This is a genomic window from uncultured Anaerococcus sp., assembly GCF_963510575.1.
GTDB lineage: Bacteria > Bacillota > Clostridia > Tissierellales > Peptoniphilaceae > Anaerococcus.
In genome coordinates this window covers 23,942-45,326 of record NZ_CAUPFR010000002.1, presented here as the reverse complement: position 1 = coordinate 45,326, position 21,385 = coordinate 23,942, and the positions used below count along the sequence as shown (strand labels likewise).

Annotated in this window: 19 protein-coding genes and 1 tRNA gene; 2 read left to right on the top strand and 18 right to left on the bottom strand. The window is 35.8% G+C overall.

Annotated features, from left to right (window positions below; genetic code table 11):
- Nucleotides 1-170 precede the first annotated feature (170 nt).
- The gene (gene serS, locus RQ907_RS00495) at nt 171-1,460 is read right to left on the bottom strand and encodes a serine--tRNA ligase (protein ID WP_311491445.1); all 1,290 of its coding nucleotides are present in this window, start codon (nt 1,458-1,460) and stop codon (nt 171-173) included.
- A gap of 373 nt (nt 1,461-1,833) precedes the next feature.
- Between serS and RQ907_RS00490 the strand changes: the two genes are divergently transcribed.
- The gene (locus RQ907_RS00490) at nt 1,834-3,750 is read left to right on the top strand and encodes an acyltransferase family protein (RefSeq protein ID WP_311491444.1); all 1,917 of its coding nucleotides are present in this window, start codon (nt 1,834-1,836) and stop codon (nt 3,748-3,750) included.
- Nucleotides 3,751-3,887: 137 nt separating this feature from the next.
- Here RQ907_RS00490 and RQ907_RS00485 read toward each other — a convergent pair.
- The 15 genes from RQ907_RS00485 to RQ907_RS00415 all read right to left on the bottom strand — a co-directional run bounded on the left by RQ907_RS00485 (nt 3,888) and on the right by RQ907_RS00415 (nt 16,785).
- A tRNA-Val gene (locus tag RQ907_RS00485) sits at nt 3,888-3,963 on the bottom strand.
- A gap of 301 nt (nt 3,964-4,264) precedes the next feature.
- Nucleotides 4,265-5,149, bottom strand: coding sequence for a DUF4349 domain-containing protein (locus RQ907_RS00480; protein ID WP_311491443.1), 885 nt, complete (start codon nt 5,147-5,149; stop codon nt 4,265-4,267).
- A gap of 78 nt (nt 5,150-5,227) precedes the next feature.
- Nucleotides 5,228-5,899 (bottom strand): NAD(P)H-hydrate epimerase, encoded by a 672-nt coding sequence (locus tag RQ907_RS00475; RefSeq protein ID WP_311491442.1) that lies wholly within the window; start codon nt 5,897-5,899, stop codon nt 5,228-5,230.
- Nucleotides 5,886-6,866: an ATP-binding protein gene (locus tag RQ907_RS00470; RefSeq protein WP_311491441.1), complete on the bottom strand. Its 981-nt coding sequence runs from the start codon at nt 6,864-6,866 to the stop codon at nt 5,886-5,888. Before RQ907_RS00470 ends, RQ907_RS00475 begins: the two co-directional genes overlap by 14 nt.
- A gap of 1 nt (nt 6,867) precedes the next feature.
- On the bottom strand, nt 6,868-7,305 hold the full coding sequence (locus RQ907_RS00465; RefSeq protein ID WP_311491440.1) for a DnaD domain protein: 438 nt from the start codon (nt 7,303-7,305) through the stop codon (nt 6,868-6,870).
- 20 nt (nt 7,306-7,325) lie between these two features.
- On the bottom strand, nt 7,326-7,598 hold the full coding sequence (locus tag RQ907_RS00460) for a hypothetical protein (RefSeq protein WP_311491439.1): 273 nt from the start codon (nt 7,596-7,598) through the stop codon (nt 7,326-7,328).
- The gene (locus tag RQ907_RS00455) at nt 7,588-8,142 is read right to left on the bottom strand and encodes a GNAT family N-acetyltransferase (RefSeq protein WP_311491438.1); all 555 of its coding nucleotides are present in this window, start codon (nt 8,140-8,142) and stop codon (nt 7,588-7,590) included. Before RQ907_RS00455 ends, RQ907_RS00460 begins: the two co-directional genes overlap by 11 nt.
- A complete protein-coding gene (gene dnaB, locus RQ907_RS00450; protein ID WP_311491437.1) occupies nt 8,135-9,466 on the bottom strand; it encodes a replicative DNA helicase in 1,332 nt (443 codons plus the stop codon). The genes RQ907_RS00455 and dnaB overlap by 8 nt, the downstream gene beginning before the upstream one ends.
- Nucleotides 9,466-9,915: a 50S ribosomal protein L9 gene (rplI, locus tag RQ907_RS00445; protein ID WP_311491436.1), complete on the bottom strand. Its 450-nt coding sequence runs from the start codon at nt 9,913-9,915 to the stop codon at nt 9,466-9,468. Before rplI ends, dnaB begins: the two co-directional genes overlap by 1 nt.
- A complete protein-coding gene (locus RQ907_RS00440) occupies nt 9,893-11,902 on the bottom strand; it encodes a DHH family phosphoesterase (RefSeq protein WP_311491435.1) in 2,010 nt (669 codons plus the stop codon). The genes rplI and RQ907_RS00440 overlap by 23 nt, the downstream gene beginning before the upstream one ends.
- Nucleotides 11,877-12,791 (bottom strand): DUF2232 domain-containing protein, encoded by a 915-nt coding sequence (locus RQ907_RS00435; protein WP_311491434.1) that lies wholly within the window; start codon nt 12,789-12,791, stop codon nt 11,877-11,879. Before RQ907_RS00435 ends, RQ907_RS00440 begins: the two co-directional genes overlap by 26 nt.
- 86 nt (nt 12,792-12,877) lie before the next feature.
- A complete protein-coding gene (locus tag RQ907_RS00430) occupies nt 12,878-13,429 on the bottom strand; it encodes a hypothetical protein (protein WP_311491433.1) in 552 nt (183 codons plus the stop codon).
- Nucleotides 13,430-13,438: 9 nt separating this feature from the next.
- Nucleotides 13,439-14,260: a c-type cytochrome biogenesis protein CcsB gene (gene ccsB / locus RQ907_RS00425; protein WP_311491432.1), complete on the bottom strand. Its 822-nt coding sequence runs from the start codon at nt 14,258-14,260 to the stop codon at nt 13,439-13,441.
- Nucleotides 14,260-15,528, bottom strand: coding sequence for a cytochrome c biogenesis protein ResB (locus RQ907_RS00420; RefSeq protein ID WP_311491431.1), 1,269 nt, complete (start codon nt 15,526-15,528; stop codon nt 14,260-14,262). Before RQ907_RS00420 ends, ccsB begins: the two co-directional genes overlap by 1 nt.
- Nucleotides 15,529-15,576: 48 nt before the next feature.
- Nucleotides 15,577-16,785 (bottom strand): ammonia-forming cytochrome c nitrite reductase subunit c552, encoded by a 1,209-nt coding sequence (locus tag RQ907_RS00415; protein ID WP_311491430.1) that lies wholly within the window; start codon nt 16,783-16,785, stop codon nt 15,577-15,579.
- Nucleotides 16,786-16,965: 180 nt separating this feature from the next.
- On the opposite strand from RQ907_RS00415, the gene RQ907_RS00410 reads away from it, so the two are divergent.
- Nucleotides 16,966-19,098 (top strand): metallophosphoesterase, encoded by a 2,133-nt coding sequence (locus RQ907_RS00410; protein ID WP_311491429.1) that lies wholly within the window; start codon nt 16,966-16,968, stop codon nt 19,096-19,098.
- A gap of 41 nt (nt 19,099-19,139) precedes the next feature.
- Here RQ907_RS00410 and RQ907_RS00405 read toward each other — a convergent pair whose 3' ends face one another.
- Both RQ907_RS00405 and RQ907_RS00400 read right to left on the bottom strand, forming a co-directional pair.
- Entirely contained in the window at nt 19,140-20,612 is a 1,473-nt protein-coding gene (locus RQ907_RS00405; protein ID WP_311491428.1) for a DUF1846 domain-containing protein, read from the bottom strand.
- Between the two features lie 73 nt (nt 20,613-20,685).
- Nucleotides 20,686-21,339 carry a sugar transferase gene (locus RQ907_RS00400; RefSeq protein WP_311491427.1) on the bottom strand — a complete coding sequence of 218 codons (654 nt, stop codon included), beginning with the start codon at nt 21,337-21,339 and terminating at the stop codon, nt 20,686-20,688.
- Between the last annotated feature and the right edge of the window lie 46 nt (nt 21,340-21,385).

Here is a 21,385-nt window from a genome sequence, read left to right as displayed (position 1 = left end):
GCGGAAGGTCCCTTGGGCCTCCCCTTTAAACGAAGCAGTAATGTTAATGACTGAAAAATACTTGAGATAAATTACAATAAAAATAAAAAATTAGATCTTTCAGTCTCCTACGGTACCCCTTTGGGAAATAAAAAACACCCCTAGGGCAAGGAGTGTTTTATTGCAAAAGTTTATTTTGTTTGTGGGACGATTTTGTCTTTGCCGCCCATGTACATTTGTAGTGGGGCAGGGATTTTTACGCTACCGTCTGCTTGGAGTAGGTTTTCTAGGAAGGCTATTAGCATTCTTGGTGGGGCTACTACTGTGTTGTTTAAGGTGTGGGCAAAGTAGTTGCCATTTTCTCCCCTTAGTCTGATGCCTAGTCTTCTTGCTTGGGCGTCACCTAAGTTTGAGCATGATCCTACTTCAAAGTATTTGCCTTGGCGTGGGCTCCATGCTTCTACGTCGCAAGATTTTACCTTAAGGTCGGCTAGGTCGCCTGAACAACATTCTAGGGTTCTAACAGGGATTTCAAGGCTTCTAAAGAATTCTACTGTGTTTTGCCATAGTTCGTTGTATAGGTTTTTAGAATCTTCTGGCTTGCAGATGATTACCATTTCTTGTTTTTCGAATTGGTGGATACGATAAACCCCACGTTCCTCTATGCCGTGTGCTCCTACTTCTTTTCTAAAGCATGGAGAATATGAGGTCATCTTTAGTGGCATTTTGTCTTCTTCGTTTATAGTGTTGATGAATTTACCAATCATTGAGTGTTCAGATGTACCGATTAAATAGAGGTCCTCGCCTTCAATTTTATACATCATATCTTGCATTTCAGCGAAGGACATAACACCAGTTACGACTTCTGACCTAATCATAAATGGTGGGACAAAGTATGTATAGCCTTTATCTATCATGAAGTCTCTAGCATAAGATAGGATTGCTGAGTGAAGTCTTGCTATGTCGCCCTTTAGGTAATAGAAACCTGCTCCAGATGTATTTCTTGATGAATCAAGGTCTATACCATCAAAGGATTCCATGATGTCTATGTGGTAAGGAACTTCAAAGTCTGGAACGAGAGGTTCGCCAAATTTCTCGATTTCTACGTTTTCTGTGTCATCCTTGCCTATAGGTACTGTTTCGTCTATGATTTGTGGGATGACTTGCATCCTTTGTTTAACTTCTTCGTTAAGTCTAGCTGTTTCTTCTTCGATGTGGACTAGTTCGTCATTTATTTCTACTACATGGGCCTTTGCGGCTTCGGCTTCGTCTTTTTTGCCTTGGCCCATAAGAGCGCCGATTTCCTTAGAAGTCTTGTTTCTTTCGCTTCTTAGTTTATCGCCGTCTGTTTTGTATTGGCGTAGTTTTTCGTCAAGTTCTAATACTTCGTCTACTAGGACGAGTTTTTCATCTTGGAATTTTTTCTTGATGTTTTCTTTAACAAAGTCTGGGTTTTCTCTTAATAATTTAATATCGATCATGTCTTCTCCTTAAAATATGCATAAAAAAAGCCTCCCCCAAATTGGGACGAAGGTCTCGTGGTGCCACCCAAATTACGCAAGCAGAGCTTGCCTTAATTTCGTATTTGCTCAAAGACGGATTCACTACTGCCAACAGAGAATTTCCACCAACCATTCCCTCTCTAGGTGCCTTTCATAGCTACTACTTCTTTTCATCGCAATATTTCATTTCCTATAATATACATCATATCGAAAAAAAATGCAAATTTACTTAATGAATCTGATTATCTTTATCTGGATTTAACACTGACAACATTTTTCTTTCATAATCTTTGGATAAAATGATTTTAAATCAGCTCGATAAGAGTATAATGGATTTATTATGGAGAAGAATGTGAAAAAATTAACTAGAAGAAAAGTAAATTTCCGTTACCTAAATATCCTAAGAGGCCTTTGCCTAATAGCTATTTCAACCTACCACCTTTTTGGCCACGCCCTGCCAGGTGGATTTTTGGCTGTAATTGGTTTTTTGGCCATGTCTGGATTTTTGATGGAGAGGGCAAATTTTAATAAAGACCTGAGTCTAGGAGATATATTCGAAAGTCTAAAGAGAAGGCTTTTAAAAATCCTCCCACCTATCATTTTTATAGCCTTTATAAGTTTGGCACTTGCCTTAGTCTTTGCTAGGGAAATTTTTGACGACTCTGCTAGGTCGAGTCTGGCTGTAGTATTTGGTTTTGAAAATATTAGGCAGATTATAGCTGGAGCATCATATTTTGATAGGAATGGCAATTTTAATATCTTTGTCCACCTCTGGTATATAGCCCTTTACCTACAATTTATAGGGATTTTTTACCTTATTAAGTATATAGGAGGAAAGATTAAATCCATTTCCCTAAAAATTTTCCTATTGGGACTTTTGAGTCTAATAAGTATAGGAACTTCTTATGTCCTAGCCTTTAATGACAATCCTATTATTAGGATTTATTACGGAACAGATACCAGGATTTATGCCTTTTTCTTTGGCATGATTTTCTATCTTTTGTACCTAAAATATAGGGACAGACTAGAGGTAAATCAAAACCACCTAAGGATTGCAATAGGACTTTTGGGCCTTTGTTTTATCCTCCCAATGTTTTTTATTAATGGAGAAAATATTTGGATTTACAGGTCATTTTTCCTAGTCTCTTCACTAAGCCTTTCCCTTCTAATCGTTGTGCTTTACAAGTATGAAGTAGACTATGGAGCTAAGTTTTCTAGGACTATTTTCGGTGGAATTTTGGAGTATTTGGGCAGGAGGAGTTTTTACTTCTACATAGTCCAATATGTTATCCAAGTATTTTTCGCTTATTTCTTGATAAATATTATAGAAAATAAATTCTTGTACTATGGTTTGCAAGTAATTTGGATAATATTTTTAGGTGAGCTTTGTCACATAATTTTTGATAGGAAGAGGATTAATAAGTATTTAATAATCATTCCTCTCCTAGGTCTAGCTATCCTAAATGTCATCTCCCTTTTAATTGGCAACCAAAAAGAAAAGGATATGGCAGAGCTTAAGGCAAGGTTTGAGCAAAGCGAAGAAGAGATTAAGAAAAATAACGAATCATTCACAACCAAAAAGGAAAAAGAAGAAAAAGAAGATAAAGATAAGAAAGAAGATAAAAAAGAAGATTCTCCTAGTGATAGGAAGGAAGATTCAAAAGATGATGAAGAAGTTTCAAAAGATGAGGATGAAGCTAGGAAAAAGATCAAGAAAGGGTCAGAAGACTTTAAGGAAAAAGCTTATGACGATTTTGACTTTAGCGAAAATGAACTTTTATATGTTCGAGACCTCCACATCACAGCTGTGGGCGATTCTGTCCTAATCAATATCGATAAGTACCTAAGGGCTTATATACCAAACCTCTACCTCGATGGTAAGGTAGGCAGGGATATGCCAGCAGGACCAGAAATTTTGAGAAATATTAAAAATAATGTTGGGCTTGGCGATATAATCCTTATATCACTTGGTTCGAATGGATCTGCCAACCATAGGGATATGCAGGCTATAATGGATATAGCTGATGGCAGGGATGTGTATTTTGTAAATACTTCCCACCTCCAATCCTATATGGATAAGGTAAATAAGGATATGAAGGACTTTGTGGACAATAATCCTAAGGCCCATCTGATAGACTGGCGTTCTTATGTCAAAGATAGACCAGACCTCTTGGCTGTTGACAGGACCCACCCAAATGTCCAAGGTAGCGAGGCCTACGCCGAATTAGTTGTAAGAAAAATTTTGAATGTAAATAAGGTTAGCCAATAAAATAGCCCCGGGCTTTGGAAGTAAAAGCAATTTTACTTATCAAAGAGCCTGGGGTTTTGTTTTTGAAATTTTTTCTTATTTGAGATTTGTAGTTATACATTTTAAAAAGCCTTTAAAACCAACACTTCTAAAGTCTTTGGTGGGAAGTACTGGACTTGAACCAGCGACCTCCACGATGTCAACGTGATGCTCTTCCAGCTGAGCTAACTCCCCTAGTCTATCTAATCATAACAGGAAATTTATAGGATGTCAAATGGAAGAGATTTAATTTGTGAAGGCTTCCCCCCTCGCTTCGAGCGAAGTCGAGAAGCCTCTCGCTACTTTTGTACAATTATTATGGTAAGGGTGTTATGGTAATCTGAAAATCAAGAATCATTTTACAAAAAAATCCCTAGTCCCTACCAGAGCCAGTCCTGATTTTGTCCAGAGCTTTCTCCACTTCGGTCGAAACGAGGGGATTTCCTTATTTTGGTTGCTGAATTAATAAAATCCCACAAAAACAGAGACTGATAAATCAGTCCCTTGTTTTCTTGAATTTTTTCCTTAGCCTATAGATGATTAAAAGAATTATTAAAATTATTAGGATAAATGGCCAGTAGAGGAAAATGCCTACTATTATTTGGGCGAAGAATTCTTTTACGATTCCTAAAGATTGGCCCATGGCATCTTTTATCCTGGATCCTAAGTCTGGGTTGTTTGTCCTCTGGTCGTAAGAATAAACTTCTCTCAAACCTATATTGTAGGTATCGTAGGTCACCCTGTCTTTTAGGTCTGCTTTAGATTTTTTTATGGCATCTAGTTCGCCCTGGGTTTCTATTATTTTAGCATTTATGACTAGGGTGTCTTCAATATTATTTGTCTTATCAAGAAGTTCATTGAATTTCGCAAGTTGTTTTTCTTTTATTTCTAATTCCTTGTCCACATCCCTGAAGGCTGTTTTTAGGTTGTTTGCATTTTTACTTATATTTATAGTTTTGCCTATAGCTGCTAGGACTTGGTCAAACTTTTCTGTCTTATCCCTTGGAATTTTTATGGTAAATTCTGTTGTCTTTAGGTCATCCTTTCTGTCAGATGTTTGAGAAAATGTAGATTCATTTTCTATCATACCCTTAAGGTCCTTGGCAGATTTTTTGATGGTCTCAAAGTCCTTGGCGTAATTTATGGTTTCTAGGTCTATATTTACAAACTTTTCTATATAGGAGTCCGGATTTTCGCTTAAATTCTCGCTTGCATCTGTTGGGCCAGCTTCATCTTTTGTCAGTTCTCCTTCTCCTGGATTATCAGGCTCACTTGCATAGTCACGGGCTTGGTTAGCTTCTTCTTTTGTGGAGTAATACCCAGCGCCACAGGAAGATAGGGCAAAAAGACTTATTAAAAATAATAAAAACTTCTTTTTCATAAAGACCTCCTTTTTCTTTTATTATATCATCATAGTAAAGAATTGTAAAAAAATAAAAAAGACTTAAAAAAGTCTTTCTTAATTTACTAGGCCGTATAAAACCGAATCTATAGCTTTTTGTGGGATACCAATGTCTTCTATGACACACTTTTTCTTGTAGGCTTCTCTTTCGTAGAGGCCTGTCTTCATGAGCTGGAGGGTGACGATGAGGTCTGCATCTACTACTTCGCCCAGGTCCATACCTGTTGTGGCGTCAAGTCCTGATGGAAGGTCGATTGAAACTTTGTATTTCATCACGTTGTTTAAGATGGAAATAACTGTTGCATAAAGTCCTGACACTGCCCTATTTAGGCCTGTGCCAAAAAGTGCATCCACAATTAGGTTTACATTTTCCAGCCTTTTTTCCATGTTTTCCAAATCTTCAATGCTTTCTACATAGAAAATTTCCTCGCATAGGGTCTCGCATGAGGCAAGGTTTATCTTAAATTCTTCACTTGCCTTTGCTACATCACCTACAATATAGATTTCAACATCCTTGTACCTGGCAAGGAGGTTACGGGCTAGGGCAAGTCCGTCTGCTCCGTTGTTTCCCACGCCTGCCACTACTGCAAAATACCCAAATTTGTTGAGATTGATATGTTTAAGCACAGCAAGACTTGCCCTTTCAACTAGGCAAAGGCTCGGAATCTTTAGAGTATTGATTGCATAACGGTCTATAGCCTGCATCTGGTCTCTGTCAACTAAAATCATAATCTGTCCCCTTTAATCTTAGATCTTCACCAAATATTTCATAGGTCTTAGAATTATTACCCAAAATTCTAGAAAATACTCTAGGTCCATAGATTTCTCCTATCATATCTTCATTAAAGTTGGAAGATAAAATTATAGGCAAACCCTTGTTCATCCTCTCATTTACAACATCAAAGAGGTTTGATTGGTCGGTTGACCTATGAGTTTCAGCTCCCAAATCATCTATAATTAATAAATCACAATCAAAAAGCATTTCGTACTGGCTTTCAAGATTAGCTCGTCTGTCCTCAAAGGCCCAGTGGTAGTCATTTAAAAACTTAAAAAGCTTGGTTGAGGTCATGTAAACCACAGAATAATTCCTATCTAAAAGTTCCTTAGCTATAGAATTTATTAGGAAGGTCTTTCCCCTGCCCACATCTCCACAGATGTAAATATTGCCAGTTTCTTCATCAAAATTATTGATATAGGCCTTGATGTCTTTTACAATGTCTACCATATTTTCGTAAGGACTTATACCCATACCCATGTAGGGATTTTTTGAAAATAAAGAAAAATCAAAGGTCCTAAAATTTTCCCTGTTGATTACAGCCCTAAGTCCAGACTTTTCGTAATTATCTTCTATAATTAAATTCAACCTACAAGAACAAGGATTTGTGCCTACAAAGCCAGTATCCTTGCAAAGGTCGTGGTGGTATTTTAGGTCCATGTAATCAGTTTTATAGCCATTTGCCAAGAGAAGTTTGTTTTTTTCTTGCTTTAAGGTCTTAATTTTTTCTTCAGCAGCGCTTGTATCAAGATTCTTACTTGCAAGGTCTAGGCTTTTAAAACCAGTTTCCTTTATCAGGGTGTCTATGGCCTTGATTTGGGGAATTTTTTTGTAAATTTCCCCTATGCGTTCTTCTTGTAAGACCTTATTCATCCTACGTCTTTCAGCTAGGATTAGGGAAGCTTTTTCGTTGGCTTTCATATTAGTTCTCCGTCTTATTTAATCTTTGAAGTCTCTTGCGTCTGGCTTTTTCAGCTATAGACATACCATCTGATGGTTTTTGTGGATCTGTTTTTCTCCTGTAGGTCCTTACCCCATTTGCTTTTCTAAGCTTATCTCTTTCTTCCTTCATCCTCAATTCGTTAAGGCTACTTATACCCATATCTCGCCAGGTTTTTAGGTAGCCCATAACGTATTTTACATCAACATTTCCCGCTTCTTTGGCTTGCCTAAAGGCTTCTGTTACTAGCTCTGGTTCTTGGTCATATTCGCCAAGGGTTTCGTGGATTCTGGTAATATCAGCAGGGGTGAGTTTTCTAGCTATGATTCTCTCAACATTTTCAAACATGATTGACTTTCTCTGAGCCTTATCGAAATTAATTTCATTGGAATTTGTATCGTTATTTTCCCCAAAATACATCTGCCTTAGGGATACAATTTCTATATAATTTGTCCGTCAGCATTCTTGTATTCCCTGAAAATACCCAAATTTATCCAAAAATTAACTGCGTCTAAAAATCTTTGGTCGTCAAAATTTAGTTGGCGTTTGATTTTTCCTTCGTCTACCTTTTGGTTATTGTAAATTTCCTTATAGATTAGTAGATAAACCTTGATAGCATCACCATCAGCCATTTGAAGATAGGTATTTAAAAACATATTTTCAAAGGGTGTTGTACCCATATCTAATTTTAATTCTTGCATTTCAAAGTTCATTATAATCATCCTTTGTTAGTTTCATATTGATAATTTTTGAATATACCATGCCGTGGGCAAGTTCAAAATCCTTGTCATCGACTTCTATGTCTTGGTTTTCAAAGACTTCCCTAGTGTATGATGTGATTTTAAAACCACATTTTTTATAAAGATTGAAGGCTCTTTCGTTAAAGGTATTTACATCAAGGGTTAGGGTTCTGTAGTTCATTTCCTTAAAAAATACCCTAAGGAGAGCTGAAACTGCCTCATAGCCGTAGCCGGCTGATACGAAATTAGGGTCAAAAACTATGCCGAGCTTGGCTCTTTTGAAGAAGGGATTTATATTTTTTAAGCCAATAAAACCTATAAAACGATCGTCACTTACCCTTCTTACTGCAAAGTATTTTTTATTTGGCATGGAAATAGACCCCTGCCAGAGTTTGATTTCAAATTCTGTGAGGTTGCCATAATTATAGCCAATTAGCCTTGGATCTGTGAAGTTGGCCCGCTTTTGGAGTTCAAAGGCTGCTTTGGTGTCTATTTTTGCTAAATATATCCTAGACATTTTCTTCTCTTAAAGATAAATCTGTAAAAGTTGTGCATTGTTTATTGAAAAATAAGTCAACTGTTCCTGTTGCCCCGTTCCTGTGCTTGGCAAAGATTACTTTGGCTTGGTTGGGTTCAACTTCCTCATCGTAGTAGTCTTCCCTATATAAGAGCATAACTACGTCTGCGTCCTGCTCGATAGCACCAGATTCCCTGAGGTCTGATAGGATTGGCCTGTGGTCGGCTCTCTTGTCAGCCTCTCTTGATAGCTGGGCAAGAGAAAGAATTGGACAATTTAATTCCTTGGATAAGGACTTTAGACCCCTAGAAATAGAGGCAATTTCATTTTGCCTATTTTCCTGCCTGCCATCTGCCTGCATTAACTGCAAATAGTCGATTACAACTAGGTCTAGTCCCCTTTCTGCCTTTAGCCTTTTTAGTTTAGACTTCATTTCAGAAAGTCTAATACCTGGTGTTTCATCAACATAGAGGTCAGTTTTGACTATTTTTTTGGTTGCATCTATCAAAAGGGTCCAATCATCATCTCTTATTGACCCGTTTATGATTGATTCAAGGCTTACAAGGCTTACCATTGACAAGAGTCTTTGGTTAAGCTGGTAGGTAGACATCTCGAGAGAGAAAAAAGCTACTGATTTGCCAACCTTTGCTGCATTCCAAGCCATAGTGAGTCCTAGGGCAGTCTTACCCATAGCAGGTCTAGCTGCAAGTAGGATTAGCTGGGAATTTTGTAGGCCAGATAATTTATTATCTACTACGTCAAGACCTGTTGCAACTCCAGTGATTTTGCCATCAGCAAGGGTCAGTTCATTTATTTGCCTTAGGGTGTCATCCATAGTATCGGCTACCCTTACAAGGCCCTGGTTGTGGCTATCTTGGGATATTTCGAATATTCTATTTTCTGCGATCGCAAGGATATCGCTTACATCATCTGTTTGTTTATAGGATGAATCGATTATATCCTCACTTGCCCCGATAAGACTCCTTAGAAGTGACTTTTCCTTGACTGTCTTACAATAAGTTTCAATATTTGGAGTATAAAATGAGGAGAGGGTAATCTCTGTGATAAACTCCTCCCCTCCAACTTCTTGTAATATATTTTCACTCGACAATTGACTTACAAGCGAAACATAGTCTACCTTGATGTCTTTTTCAAACATTAGGACTATGGACTTGTAGATTCTCTGTGTTCTCGAGTCATAAAAGTCTACAGGTTTTATAATTTGATTTGCACTATCGAAGGTTTCATTTTTCGCTAAAATACAACCTATGATAGCCTGTTCTGATAAGAAGTCATAAGGTAGTGGCCTTAAGCCATCTGTCATTATTCTACCTCAGCAACTACGTTAACTTTAAGGTCTGCGTTAACTCCTTCATATAGTCTAGCATTGATAACAAATTCACCAAGTCCTACGATTTTTTCAACTTCTTCGATTCTCTTTCTATCAAGTTCGATTCCTTGGTTTGCTAGGGCTTCAGCGATGTCCTTATTTGTTACAGAACCAAATAGTTTGCCGTCTTCTCCATCTCTTACTTTCTTTGTAATTGTTAAAGCTTCGATTTTTTCTTTGAGAGCTTCAGCTTCTTTTCTATTTTCAGCTTCTTCTTTCTTAAGTTCTTCTCTCATTTTTTCAAGTTCAGCCATATTATCTTTTGTTGCCTTTACAGCTAGGCCTTGTGGATCAAGATAGTTTCTAAAATATCCTGGTTTTACATCTACAAGGTCTCCCTTAACTCCAACTCTTACAATATTATCTGTTAGTATTACTTTCATTTTCTTCTTCCTCTCTTATATATTCAATAATAGCTTTTCTTAACATTTTTTCGGCATTTTCCATGCTCATATCTAATTGGGTGGCTGCGGCTGTTAAGTGTCCGCCACCTCCAATGCGCTCTAGTATTAATTGTACCGATATATCGCCTAAGCTTCTACCTGAGATATGAATTTTATTATTGGCCCTAGTTAGGACAAAGCTTGCGAGAACTCCCTTTATATTTAAAAGGTCATCTGCAGCCTGGCTTGCAATCAAAGTTGATCCATCAATTTCCCTATTAAAATGGGCTACAGCAATAAAATTATTTACTATAAATGAATCTGCTATTACCTCTGACTTATATTTTACAATCTCAAAGTCATCCTTAAACATCCTTTTGATGTAAACCGAATCAGCTCCCCATCTTTTTAGGATTGATGCAGCTTCAAAGGTTCTGACTCCAGTTTGGTAGACAAAATTTTTGGTATCTACTGTTATACCTGCAAGGAGGGATTCTGCAACAGCAGTCCTTGCCTTAAAGTCTTCATCCAGATAAGACAAAATTTCTGTAACAAGCTCTGACGCTGATGATGCGTAGGGCTCAATATAGGATATGGTGGCCTTTTTGATATAATCCTTACCTCTCCTATGGTGATCTATTATAAAGATATTATCTGTCTTATCGAGGAGGGCTGGCCCCTCAGTTGAATTTTTTCTATGGTTATCGGTGACTATTACCAAGGATGCCTGGCTTATTCTCTTTAGGGCTTCTTCCTCTGTTAGGATGTGGTCTTTTAGTTCTTCTAATTCTTCGGTCACCCTAGCATACATATTTTCTATAGGCTTAGTTACTTCATTTAGGATAATATAAACTTCCTTGTCCATTGACCTTGCGCCTTCATAGACTCCAAGGGCTGAACCAAAGGAATCCATATCAGGGTTATTGTGGCCCATTACATATATATCTGGACTTGTTTGCATCATCCTCTTTAGGGCCTGGGAAATTACCCTAGACCTTACTTTGGAAGTTTTTTCAATTGCCTTGGTCTTGCCACCAAAATATTCGTAATTGTCTTCAAGTTTAACAACAGTTTGGTCCCCTCCACGTGAAAGGGCGATGTTAATGGCATCTCTAGAATCAGAATATATTTCACTTGGCTTAGCTCCTGCTATACCAACACCGATAGATAAGGTAGGTGGAAGGGTGTTGCCCTTGTTAATATCCCTTACCTTATCGAGGATAGAAAACTTATCCTCATGGATATTTACATAATCTTGATATTCACTTAAAATCATGAATCTGTCGTTTTCGTATTTTCTAATTAGGCAATTATATTTTTTGAAATATTCATTTATTATCCTGTCTATCTCACCAAGAACATTTATAAAGGTGTCAGATGGTGCTGAATTTCTAATATCTTCGTAATTATCTATAAAGACAGAATAAAATACCAACCTCTTGTCTTTAAAAAGTTTTTTGATTGATTCGTCATAGGTATTGTCAATTCCGTACAAAAATGTTTGGCTCTTGCTATGGTCATCATCAAAGATAGTTGAGTAGTAAAATTGGATTACCTTATCTGCTATAGATACATTTTTAGATGTCCTAATTTCTTCATTATCAAACTCAAGCTCTCCAAAATCTGGGATTAGGTTGTCGATTTGTTCGCCAATTAGGGTCCTATTTGGGAAAAGTTCCCTAAAAAATGAGTTGTGCCACTTAATCTTCCTATCTTCTTCAACGATAGCTATAGGAAAGGGCATCTCAAAAACAACATTTTTTGTGATTGAGTCAAAGGAATAGGATACTTCATCCACATACCTTTGCAATTCCTTGGCCTTGGTTGAATTTATACTTTTTAGGAACAAAAATAAAATAATTGAAACTGCCAAGCCCAAGGCTCCAAGGGTTGGATTATAATAAAATACTACTAAAGAAGCAAGCAAAGGAAAAGCCATTATTAAGACAATATTAGCCATGCTAATAAATTTTTCGTTGTTCTTCATTTTTCCTCCTTGCTCTAAAATCTATAAATATGTCTACTATCCCAAAGATAATTAAGGGGATAATCAAAACTTGAATAAGTATCAGCATAAAAAACCATTGAAAAGCCCTACTTAGAGGCAGGCTTGAGTTTTTTAGCATATAGTCAAAAAGACTTGCTCCATTTATGGCGAAAAACATCAGGCTAAGTAATATCAAATTACCGTAGATGTAAATATTGCTTATAGAAAAAAATCTAGCTATAAAATAAATCACAAGGTCAATTATAAAAAGTATAAGCAAATCTTTTGGATTCATCCTTAACTCATCTAGGTTTGTGATGTCTGTGTAGGACCTATCCTTGAAAGCTAGGTAATTTCTAATAATTTTTACCGCTAAAATCGCATAAAACATCGATACCCAACCAAGTATAGCTGGATATAGACCTATGGTTAGTCTATATATATCAAAATCTAACTTGTAAGAATAAACTGCTTCAAAACTCTCTTTCAAGTTTGTAGCAAGTATATCTAAGCTTAGGTTATCAACTAGCATCCTATACTTATACAAGAATATAAAGATCAAACTAGTTATAAGAAAAGACGAAATTATCTGCACTTTGGCAGAAAATTTGAGGTCTATCAGGATTATAAGGCTAAGGCTTATAAGTAAAAGTGGGACTAAACTCACAAAGAGTTTGTCACTGTCAGTAAAAATCAGCCCTAGAAAATACGTCCCAAGACCTGCTATCAAATAGCTTATAATTCCTTCATTAAAATAAAATACAGCAAAAACTATCGGAATCATACCAATAAAAATAATGCTTGTTTGAGAAAAATATAAGCAAGCAAGACTTAGGGCTATGACAAAAATAGGCTCCATAATCCTGTTTATATTTTTTGTTAAAGTCATAAATTCTCCATATAAAAATTAAATAATTTTTATCTATATTATTTTACTTTAAAAAGGAATTTAAACAATATTTACAAGCCTGGCCCCTAGTCCTTGAAAGTGTATGTCTTATTATCCAAAAGTTTTCTCGCATCAAATAATTTTATAGTTAGCTTGGCTATATAGTAGGCAAGAAAATACAATATTATTGATACTAGAAAAACTGTGAAAATATTTCCCATAACAAAGGTGGAATTTTCTATAAATAGGCTTACTAAAAAATATGAAGTCCATATAGAATAAAAACTGTGAAAGGCAAGGGTCCTGTAGATTGACCTATAGTCTGTATAAGTCCTTATTAAAATAAGGCTTGTTAAGTCTGTTAGGATTCCTGTTAGGCCTACAGCTAGGGCTCCAAAAACTGATAATCTTAATAAGATCAGGGCCAAAAGGCCCATGATTATTGATATGGTTCCGATTTTTTTAGTTTTTAGTACAGCTGCTGTTAGAACAAAAGTAAAAAGTGGGGTTGTAAATATGACCCTTGAACCTGGTATCGGAAAAAACCTGCTCATTATATAAAGTAGATAGCCAAATACATACATAAGGGCAATGGAAATGGCCATAAAGGTTATATCTTTTATCCTAAATTTTTTCATTATCGCTCCTTAGGCGTAGGAGTGAAGGGATGGCAACAAAGTATTTACGCCGATATAGGTAAAGACTACGCAAATAAAGCCAACTATGGCAAAAATCGCCGCTCTTTTTCCTTCCCAGCCTCTTGACCTTCTTAGGTGAAGATAGATTGAATAGATTATCCAGGTTATAAAGGACCAGGTTTCTTTTGGATCCCATGCCCAATACCTGCCCCAGGCTGATTCTGCCCAAATAGCACCAGTTATCATTACAAGTGATAAGAAAATATAACCAAAGGCTATAATCCTATAGGCAATAAGATCTAATTGGTCTTTTTCTGCCATAGATTTTGATAAAAACGAATCATTTTTAAACTTATCTCTCATAAGGAACATGGCTGAAATTCCTGCCGCTACTGCAAAGGCTCCGTAGGATAAAATGGCAAGAGAAACGTGGACTGCAAGCCACTTGCTATCTAAAGCCGGCATTAGAGGTCTTACTGTCCTATCACGCATGGCAGCGTAACCTATTATTAAAAATAAGATTGGGGTGACAAAGGTGCCCATGGCTAAGAGATTGTACTTTCTTTCAAAAATCAAATAGCAAAGAGCAATGCCCCAAGCAAAGGCTGTGGCAAATTCATATTGGTTTGAAAGTGGAATTCTCCCTGCATTTACCCACCTAACCCCAAGGGCTAGGGTATGGGCTATAAAGGCAACTGTCAATATATTTCTGCCCCTTATTCCCCACTTTTCTGTCTTATTTACAAAAAGTGCTATGAATAGCAACATAGATATTAAATAGCCAAAAAGGCTTATATAAAATAAAACATTTTCTACTTTTAGTAAGTTCATTATAATTTAATCTCTCCAATTATTTTTTCATATTTTTTGCTGTGAAGCTTGTCGTGTTTGGCTTGTCTAATGTAAAGGTAATCGAAACCCTCATCCCTAACTAGGATTACTTCCCTAGGATTTATATAGAAGGCTAAAAATAGGCCTATCATAAGTAAAGCTGCCCCCAAGAGTGCTATAGGTGTGGCTGGGTCATTTGCCACTTGTAAGAGGGTAAACATCTGTGGGTTCTTGATTACAAAGGTATAATCTTGCCACTCTATGGGTTCTCCTTCATGATTTAGTCCCATATCTACCCTTAAACCGTCATAGAAAATAGCATAAAGGGTGACTGGATGGTTTAAAAATGGTGACTTGGTCCTAGGTTTCATCATGGATTTCTCATCAAAGTCTGGGTAAAAATCCACAAATTGGAGGGCGATTTTTTTATTATCTGCTACAAAGATATCTCCCTTATACATGAGCCTATCTTCCACCAACTTTTTATCCTTATATAGCAAAGCATCGAAGGCCCAACCTGTTGAATTTTGATAAACATTGAAATCTTTAAACCTAAAAGGCTGGTTGACCATAGCTATACCCTTGTCAAGAACTTTATCATTTTTATCAAGGATAGATAGGCTTGAAATGTATTGGTCAACTGTGTAGTCCTTCCTAAACATAACGTCATATTGGTCGACTTTTATCTTATAAGGAGAATTTTCAAGCTCCATTATTGTGCCTGGTACTCCATGGACAAATTCCTCAAATCCTTTGTACCTACCGTAGGCAAAGGCCAAGATAATTATAATTAAGGACAAATGAGTAAGCCAAGATCCCAAGTAGCCAATTTTGCCATCAAATTTATAGAAAACTTCCTTGCCGTCGATTTCAGCACTTTTATGATTTCTTATATTAAGTTTTTTAAAAATACCAAGCTCATCGTCCTTTACCTTAGTCCATGTCTGGTAATTTTTGAGTTTTGGCTCTATATCTGGGTCTTTGAATGATTTTTCAAAAATTTGCTTAAACCTAGTTACACTACATAAGAATAAATTTATCAATAATAGACCTGTTAAAAATATATACCACCAAGATGAGTAAACCTTGTCAAAATCACATACAAGGATGATTTTTGCCCAAAATGTACTATAGGATTGGAGGTAAAAATCTTCTTGGTTTCCTTGGGGAATCACAGTTCCTATTATAGATAAAATCGCTATTACAACTAGGAGTATAATTCCAGTTTTCATCGAGTAAAAGCTTTTAAATATTTTTTTATTTTTCATAATTTTCCTTAAAAGCAAAAGGACTCCAAGGGAGTCCATCTTAGCTTTTTATTCATACTTCTTCAAGATTTCTAGGCCTTGTTTCACTAATTCTTCTGCTTCGTCTAGGTTTTGGTGGGCTTTCTTTGAGTTGTGGAAGCCTTCACCATTTTCTACCCAAACAAAATCCCATTTGAATTGAGCATGTCTGTGAATACTTTGTAGCTGGGTCTTGTCTTCATCAGATAAGTCACCGGCTTTAACATGTTTGGCTAAAAGGTCTACGAATTTTTTAAGTTGGTCACTTACTTCATTTGTCCTGTCATGTACACCTTGTTGAACTTCTTCTACCCAAGCAATCATGTCATCTTCGCTCTTACCTGCGTGGCAAGATAAGCAAGAATTTTTGATATTTTCTTTTGATTTTAGTGGGCTTGTCCAGTGGTGAGATTTGAATTTTTCACCTTTTTCATTTTCAACAACTGGCATGTGGCAGTCTATACAAGAAAGGCCCGCTGAGTCGTGAACTGATCCCATCATAGTTTCATACTCTGGGTGTTGGGCCTTAAGGAGCTTAGCACCTGTTTGTGGGTGTTCCCAATCAGCAAAGTCAATTTCATCGTAATATTTTAACATATCATCAGTTTCAAAACCGTACTTGTATGGTAAAATTACTTCCTTGGTTTCTGGATCTAGGTAGTATTCAACGTGGCATTGTGCACAAGTAAGGCTATCAGCCTTTGTATTGTTGCCATTAACATTACCTTGGTCGATTTGTTTCTTGAAGTGATCTCTAGTAACTTGAATCTTACCAGGAGTGTCCAAGTGGCAGTCAGCACATGAGATTGTCTGCATTTTTGGATGGTCTTTTACAAATTGGTCAAAATCCATGCTATTTACATCTATACCATCTTTTTCAAGGGCATTTACAAAATCAATTGTCTTACAAGCTAGGCATGATGCACCAGGTTTTGGTCTTTTTGTATTGATAGCATCTTCTAGGGCATAAACGTGACCCCTTGCCCTATCGTATTGTTTAGCAAAACAATATCCGTCGTAGTAGGTTCTTAGGTTTGGATGGGCTTCGAGGTAGTCAACCTGAACAGATCCACCGAATTTTGTTTCGCTCATATCTTCATTAGCTTTGTATGTCGCATAAATATCAGGATATGTATCTTTATAATCTTCTGCAGTTTTTATTTGCTTATCACCACTACAGGAGCTTAGAGATATGGCTAAAACAAAGGCAGATAAGGTCACTATTAGCTTCTTGTTCATATTCTCCTCCTATAAAATTAATTTGCATGAGCATAGCTAAGCTCATTTTATGCTTATTCTTAATATCTATTATAAACTACTTTTCAATTTTTGGTAAGCAAAGCTTTTCCTATAAAATTTTTACACTAATAAATATTTTATAAAATGGTATAATAATCCTAAGAAATTTGCGAGGAAGTAATGGAAAATAAAGACAATAAATCTTTTGATATTTCAATCATTTCTGACCCTCATGTCTTAGATGAGTCTTTGATTGCTAATACCGAAAGTTTAAAAAAAGAACTAAAAATAGAAAGAAAATTAGTTGTTGAAAGTGAATCACTATTTAAAAAGGCTCTTAGCCTTGTTGATGAAGTTTCTAGCAAATATTTAATAATCTCTGGCGACTTAAGCAAGGAAGGCGAATTGGTAAGCCACAAAAAAGCCGCATCTCTGCTTAAGGCTTGGCAAGAAAAAACACCTGATAGGAAAATTTTTATAATTCCAGGCAACCACGATATAAATTCAAAAAAAGCCTATGACTATAAAAATGACACCAAGGCTCTTCCTACTAGTCCCCAAAATTTTTTTGATATTTACAAGTTTATTTACGATGATTCTTCAATTTTAGAATTTTATAAGGATAGTGATATCTTTAAATCTTACCTTAGGGATGTAAATGAAAAGTATAAGAGAGATGAAAAATATTCTTATTATGCAAATGGGTATTTTTCTTATGTAGCAAGGGTTAAAAAAGATGATACACTCGACAATGGCCTAAGCCTAATTATGATTGATTCCTCTATCTATGCAGCAGATATGGAACAGGGGCACAGGGATGTGATGAATAATGTAATTGGGTCTGTATCAACAGAACAATTAAGGTGGATAGCTGATAAGATAGATGAGGCCAAGAGCCGTAATGACATGGTTATAGCTTGCTCCCACCACGCCTTTATCCCAAATTTTAGGAACCAAGAATTGGTTTTTTCTCCCTTTATCATCAAGGAATACAAGGATAAAATAAAGGATTCGGATCCAAGATTAAACAATAAAACTCCAATCGAAGTCCTTGCCGACAATGGGGTTAAGTTTATTTTCACTGGCCATCTTCATGAAAATGGCACAGCTAAATTTATCTCCGAAGAAGGTAATGAAATATATGATATCCAAACTGGGTCAACTATCACCTACCCTCTTCCAATTAGGCATATAAAGATAGATAATAAATCCAATACCATAAGTGGTTTTGAAATAAAAATCAAAACTGAATTGATAAAAGATTTTACCTACACAGATGAAAATAAAAACACTATCCATGTCAAGGATGCATCTATGCATACCTTGGAAAATCAGCTCTCCCTCAGGGAAGTTATTTCTAATTATATAAGAATCCAAGCCAATAACCCATTGCTTGAAAATTTGGATATTAAAAAAGAAATAATTAGCCAAATCAATACAAATACAAAATTTAAACTTCCTTCCACCAATTACATGGATCAGGTAGTATTCCCTGCTATAAAAGATAAGTTCCCTATGAGAAAAACCCTCCTAGGAAATATCGACTTAATAGAAAAAAATGGGGCTTACCATATCCTAATTAAGGCCATTGGTAACAGGATAAGTATTTATTCAACTGATATTGAGGAAGCTTTAGATTTATTATTTAGGCAGATTGAAAAAGAGATAATCTACCCACCACTTATGATTTATTTCTTCGAAAAAATCTTAAATAAAATGTTTAAGATGCCTATAGATGATGAAGGCCATAATTTTTATGACTTTGCAAACTTCATCTACCAATATAGGTCAAATGATATTGAGAAACCAGACTATGTCACAAAAATGATTGCCAGGCTAAATGATAAGTCTTACAATATAATTAACGAGCTAATTGACTATACGGGTGATGAAATAAACGAAGCCTTTGACTATATAACCACAAGCGTTAAATTTATTAAATATGGGTCAAAAAACAAATTTTATGATGACCTCTTCAAGGCTGAAGGCCTAACTTCTAATATCACCTACAAGTATATTAGGCACAAGGTAAATAATTTAAAGGACTTATTGGATTTCTTTTCTAGGTTTATTACCAAAAAATCACATGTAAGTGGGGTTGACCTTGCCAAGTTAATAGCCCATTCAAAATCTGTATCAAAATTTAAGATGGATATGTCAGATAAGATGTTTGGACAAAAATCCCTTAGGAAATTTATAATAGATATGGTTGGTGAAATGAACGAAGATATGGCAAAAATTTACCAAAATGATACAGATAATGATATAGATTTATATTTCAACTATATAGAATTTGATGATAATGACAAATAAAAAACAAGCCTTGTAAAAACTTTACAAAGGCTTGTCTTTTTTTACCTATAATTATCTTCAGAAAATTCAGGGTCTTGGGTGAAGTTTAATCCGAGTTTTCTTAACATAGATTTTTGTGAATCATTTAAAATAACTGTCGAATGTGCATCTAGACCCTTTAATTTTCCTAATTGCTTTATTGCCATATGGGTTAGTGGATTTGTAGTAGCTGAAATTGACAAGGCTATTAGCATTTCATTTACAGAAAGACTTGTCTCGCTACCACCGAGTCCCTTAGTCTTAAGGTCAGAAACTGGCTCTATAATGTGAGGAGAAATGAGTAAAATCTCATCATCAAGCTTGCCAAGTTTTTTTAGGACATTTAGGATACAGGCTGAAGGAGCGCTTAGGAGGTCACTCTTCTTTCCTGTAATGATTTCCCCACTCTCTAGTTCTATAGCAAAGGCTTCTGTACCTGAAGATTTTGCCCTATCTCTTGCTAAAAGGGCTACCAGTCTATCATCAGCAGATATTTCTAGCTGGCTCATAAGCATTTGTATTTTTTCTAGGGTGTGGAGATTTTCCTTAGCCATCCTATAATCAACTAGGGTATTGTAATATCTTCTGATAATCTCTGCCTTAGACGCATCTGCTGCTGCCTTATCATCCACTATGCAAAAACCTGACATATTTACACCCATGTCTGTAGGTGACATATAAGGAGATTTGCCTATAATTTTTTCAAACATCTTCTTTAGGATTGGGAAGGCCTCTACATCCCTATTATAGGATACAGCTGATTTGCCATAGGCTTCTAGGTGGTAAGGGTCAATCATATTTACATCATCAAGATCAGCTGTAGCTGCTTCATAGGCCATATTTACTGGGTGTTTGAGAGGTATGTTCCAAATTGGGAAAGTTTCAAACTTAGCATAACCAGCATTGACTCCATTTTCGTGATCTAGGTACATCTGAGAAAGACGGGTTGCCATTTTTCCTGAACCTGGACCAGGACCTGTAACTACTACAAGAGGTCTAGTGGTTTTGACATGGTCATTTTTACCAAAACCCTCGTCAGAAATTATGGTTGACAAGTTGTTTGGATAACCAACTATATCGTAAGTTTTGTAATTTTTTATACCAAGATTATCCAAGTATTGGCAGTATTTAAGAACTTTTTCTTGGTAATCGAATTGGGTAATAACTATAGCAGAAACTAAAAAACCAAAATCTTCTAGGGCTGATTTTAGTCTTATGGCCTCGGTATCGTAGGAAATACCATTGTCTCCCCTAATTTTTGTTTTTTCGATATCTTTGGCATTTATGGTTATAATTATTTCAGTTTTTTCTTTAATATTTAGCAACATTCTTAATTTTGAATCTGGTAAAAATCCTGGCAAGACTCTAGAAGCGTGAGCATCATCAAAGAGTTTACCACCAAATTCTAGGTACAACTTATCAAAGTGACTGATTCTTTCAACAATCTTTGCAGATTGTTCCTTTATATATTTATCATTATCAAAAGCTCTTTTCACATTTACCTCCTATTTTACCTATTAATTATACCAAGAATTTTTCAAAAAAAAATAGGACGTAAAAATTTACGTCTTATTTTGTTACGATTGTTTTTGCAGTCTTGAAAAGCACTGAAATATCAGTCTTTAAAGACAAATTTTCTATATATTTTAATTTGAGATCTATTTTAATTGGAAGGATTTTTTCAAGGTAAATCTTCTCGCTATCCTCGATTGAATTATAATATTCTGACTCATTCCTAAATTCAATTGAGGCATAATCAGTAATTCCAGGTCTAACTGCAAAAATTACATCATAATAATTTGGATACAAATTTACCATTTTTGGGGTCTCTGGCCTTGGACCTACCAGTGACATATCACCCTTCAAAACATTTATAAATTGTGGGAGCTCATCAATCTTCCATTTTCTTAGGAAAGCACCAGTTTTTGTTATCCTTGGGTCATTTTTTACAGTTAGGTTGTCAAGGTTTTTGTCAGCCCCAACCCTCATTGTCCTAAATTTAATTATATAAAAAGGCTTCTTGCCTCTAGCAAGTCTTTCTTGCTTATAAAATACAGGGCCTTTGGAGTCAAGTTTTATAAAAATCGCTATTATTAACATAGGGATAGCAATAATAATTAAGACGATTAGCGATATTAGGATATCAAAAAACCTCTTAAAAAATAGGCTAACCTTTTTTTTATTTAATTGTTCATAAATTAAATCTTCATTTACCGTGTTCACTTCTACCTCAGTTTTAATTGTTTTTAAACTATTAAACTACTTTTTT

What these genes read in the sequence shown, in the direction of transcription:
- serS (WP_311491445.1), bottom strand. Translation starts at nt 1,460, where the DNA reads ATGATCGATATTAAATTATTAAGAGAAAACCCAGACTTTGTTAAAGAA.
- RQ907_RS00480 (WP_311491443.1), bottom strand. Translation starts at nt 5,149, where the DNA reads ATGAAAAAGAAGTTTTTATTATTTTTAATAAGTCTTTTTGCCCTATCT.
- RQ907_RS00475 (WP_311491442.1), bottom strand. Translation starts at nt 5,899, where the DNA reads ATGATTTTAGTTGACAGAGACCAGATGCAGGCTATAGACCGTTATGCA.
- RQ907_RS00470 (WP_311491441.1), bottom strand. Translation starts at nt 6,866, where the DNA reads ATGAAAGCCAACGAAAAAGCTTCCCTAATCCTAGCTGAAAGACGTAGG.
- RQ907_RS00465 (WP_311491440.1), bottom strand. Translation starts at nt 7,305, where the DNA reads ATGTATTTTGGGGAAAATAACGATACAAATTCCAATGAAATTAATTTC.
- RQ907_RS00460 (WP_311491439.1), bottom strand. Translation starts at nt 7,598, where the DNA reads ATGAACTTTGAAATGCAAGAATTAAAATTAGATATGGGTACAACACCC.
- RQ907_RS00455 (WP_311491438.1), bottom strand. Translation starts at nt 8,142, where the DNA reads ATGTCTAGGATATATTTAGCAAAAATAGACACCAAAGCAGCCTTTGAA.
- dnaB (WP_311491437.1), bottom strand. Translation starts at nt 9,466, where the DNA reads ATGACAGATGGCTTAAGGCCACTACCTTATGACTTCTTATCAGAACAG.
- rplI (WP_311491436.1), bottom strand. Translation starts at nt 9,915, where the DNA reads ATGAAAGTAATACTAACAGATAATATTGTAAGAGTTGGAGTTAAGGGA.
- RQ907_RS00440 (WP_311491435.1), bottom strand. Translation starts at nt 11,902, where the DNA reads ATGAAGAACAACGAAAAATTTATTAGCATGGCTAATATTGTCTTAATA.
- RQ907_RS00435 (WP_311491434.1), bottom strand. Translation starts at nt 12,791, where the DNA reads ATGACTTTAACAAAAAATATAAACAGGATTATGGAGCCTATTTTTGTC.
- RQ907_RS00430 (WP_311491433.1), bottom strand. Translation starts at nt 13,429, where the DNA reads ATGAAAAAATTTAGGATAAAAGATATAACCTTTATGGCCATTTCCATT.
- ccsB (WP_311491432.1), bottom strand. Translation starts at nt 14,260, where the DNA reads ATGAACTTACTAAAAGTAGAAAATGTTTTATTTTATATAAGCCTTTTT.
- RQ907_RS00420 (WP_311491431.1), bottom strand. Translation starts at nt 15,528, where the DNA reads ATGAAAAATAAAAAAATATTTAAAAGCTTTTACTCGATGAAAACTGGA.
- RQ907_RS00415 (WP_311491430.1), bottom strand. Translation starts at nt 16,785, where the DNA reads ATGAACAAGAAGCTAATAGTGACCTTATCTGCCTTTGTTTTAGCCATA.
- RQ907_RS00410 (WP_311491429.1), top strand. Translation starts at nt 16,966, where the DNA reads ATGGAAAATAAAGACAATAAATCTTTTGATATTTCAATCATTTCTGAC.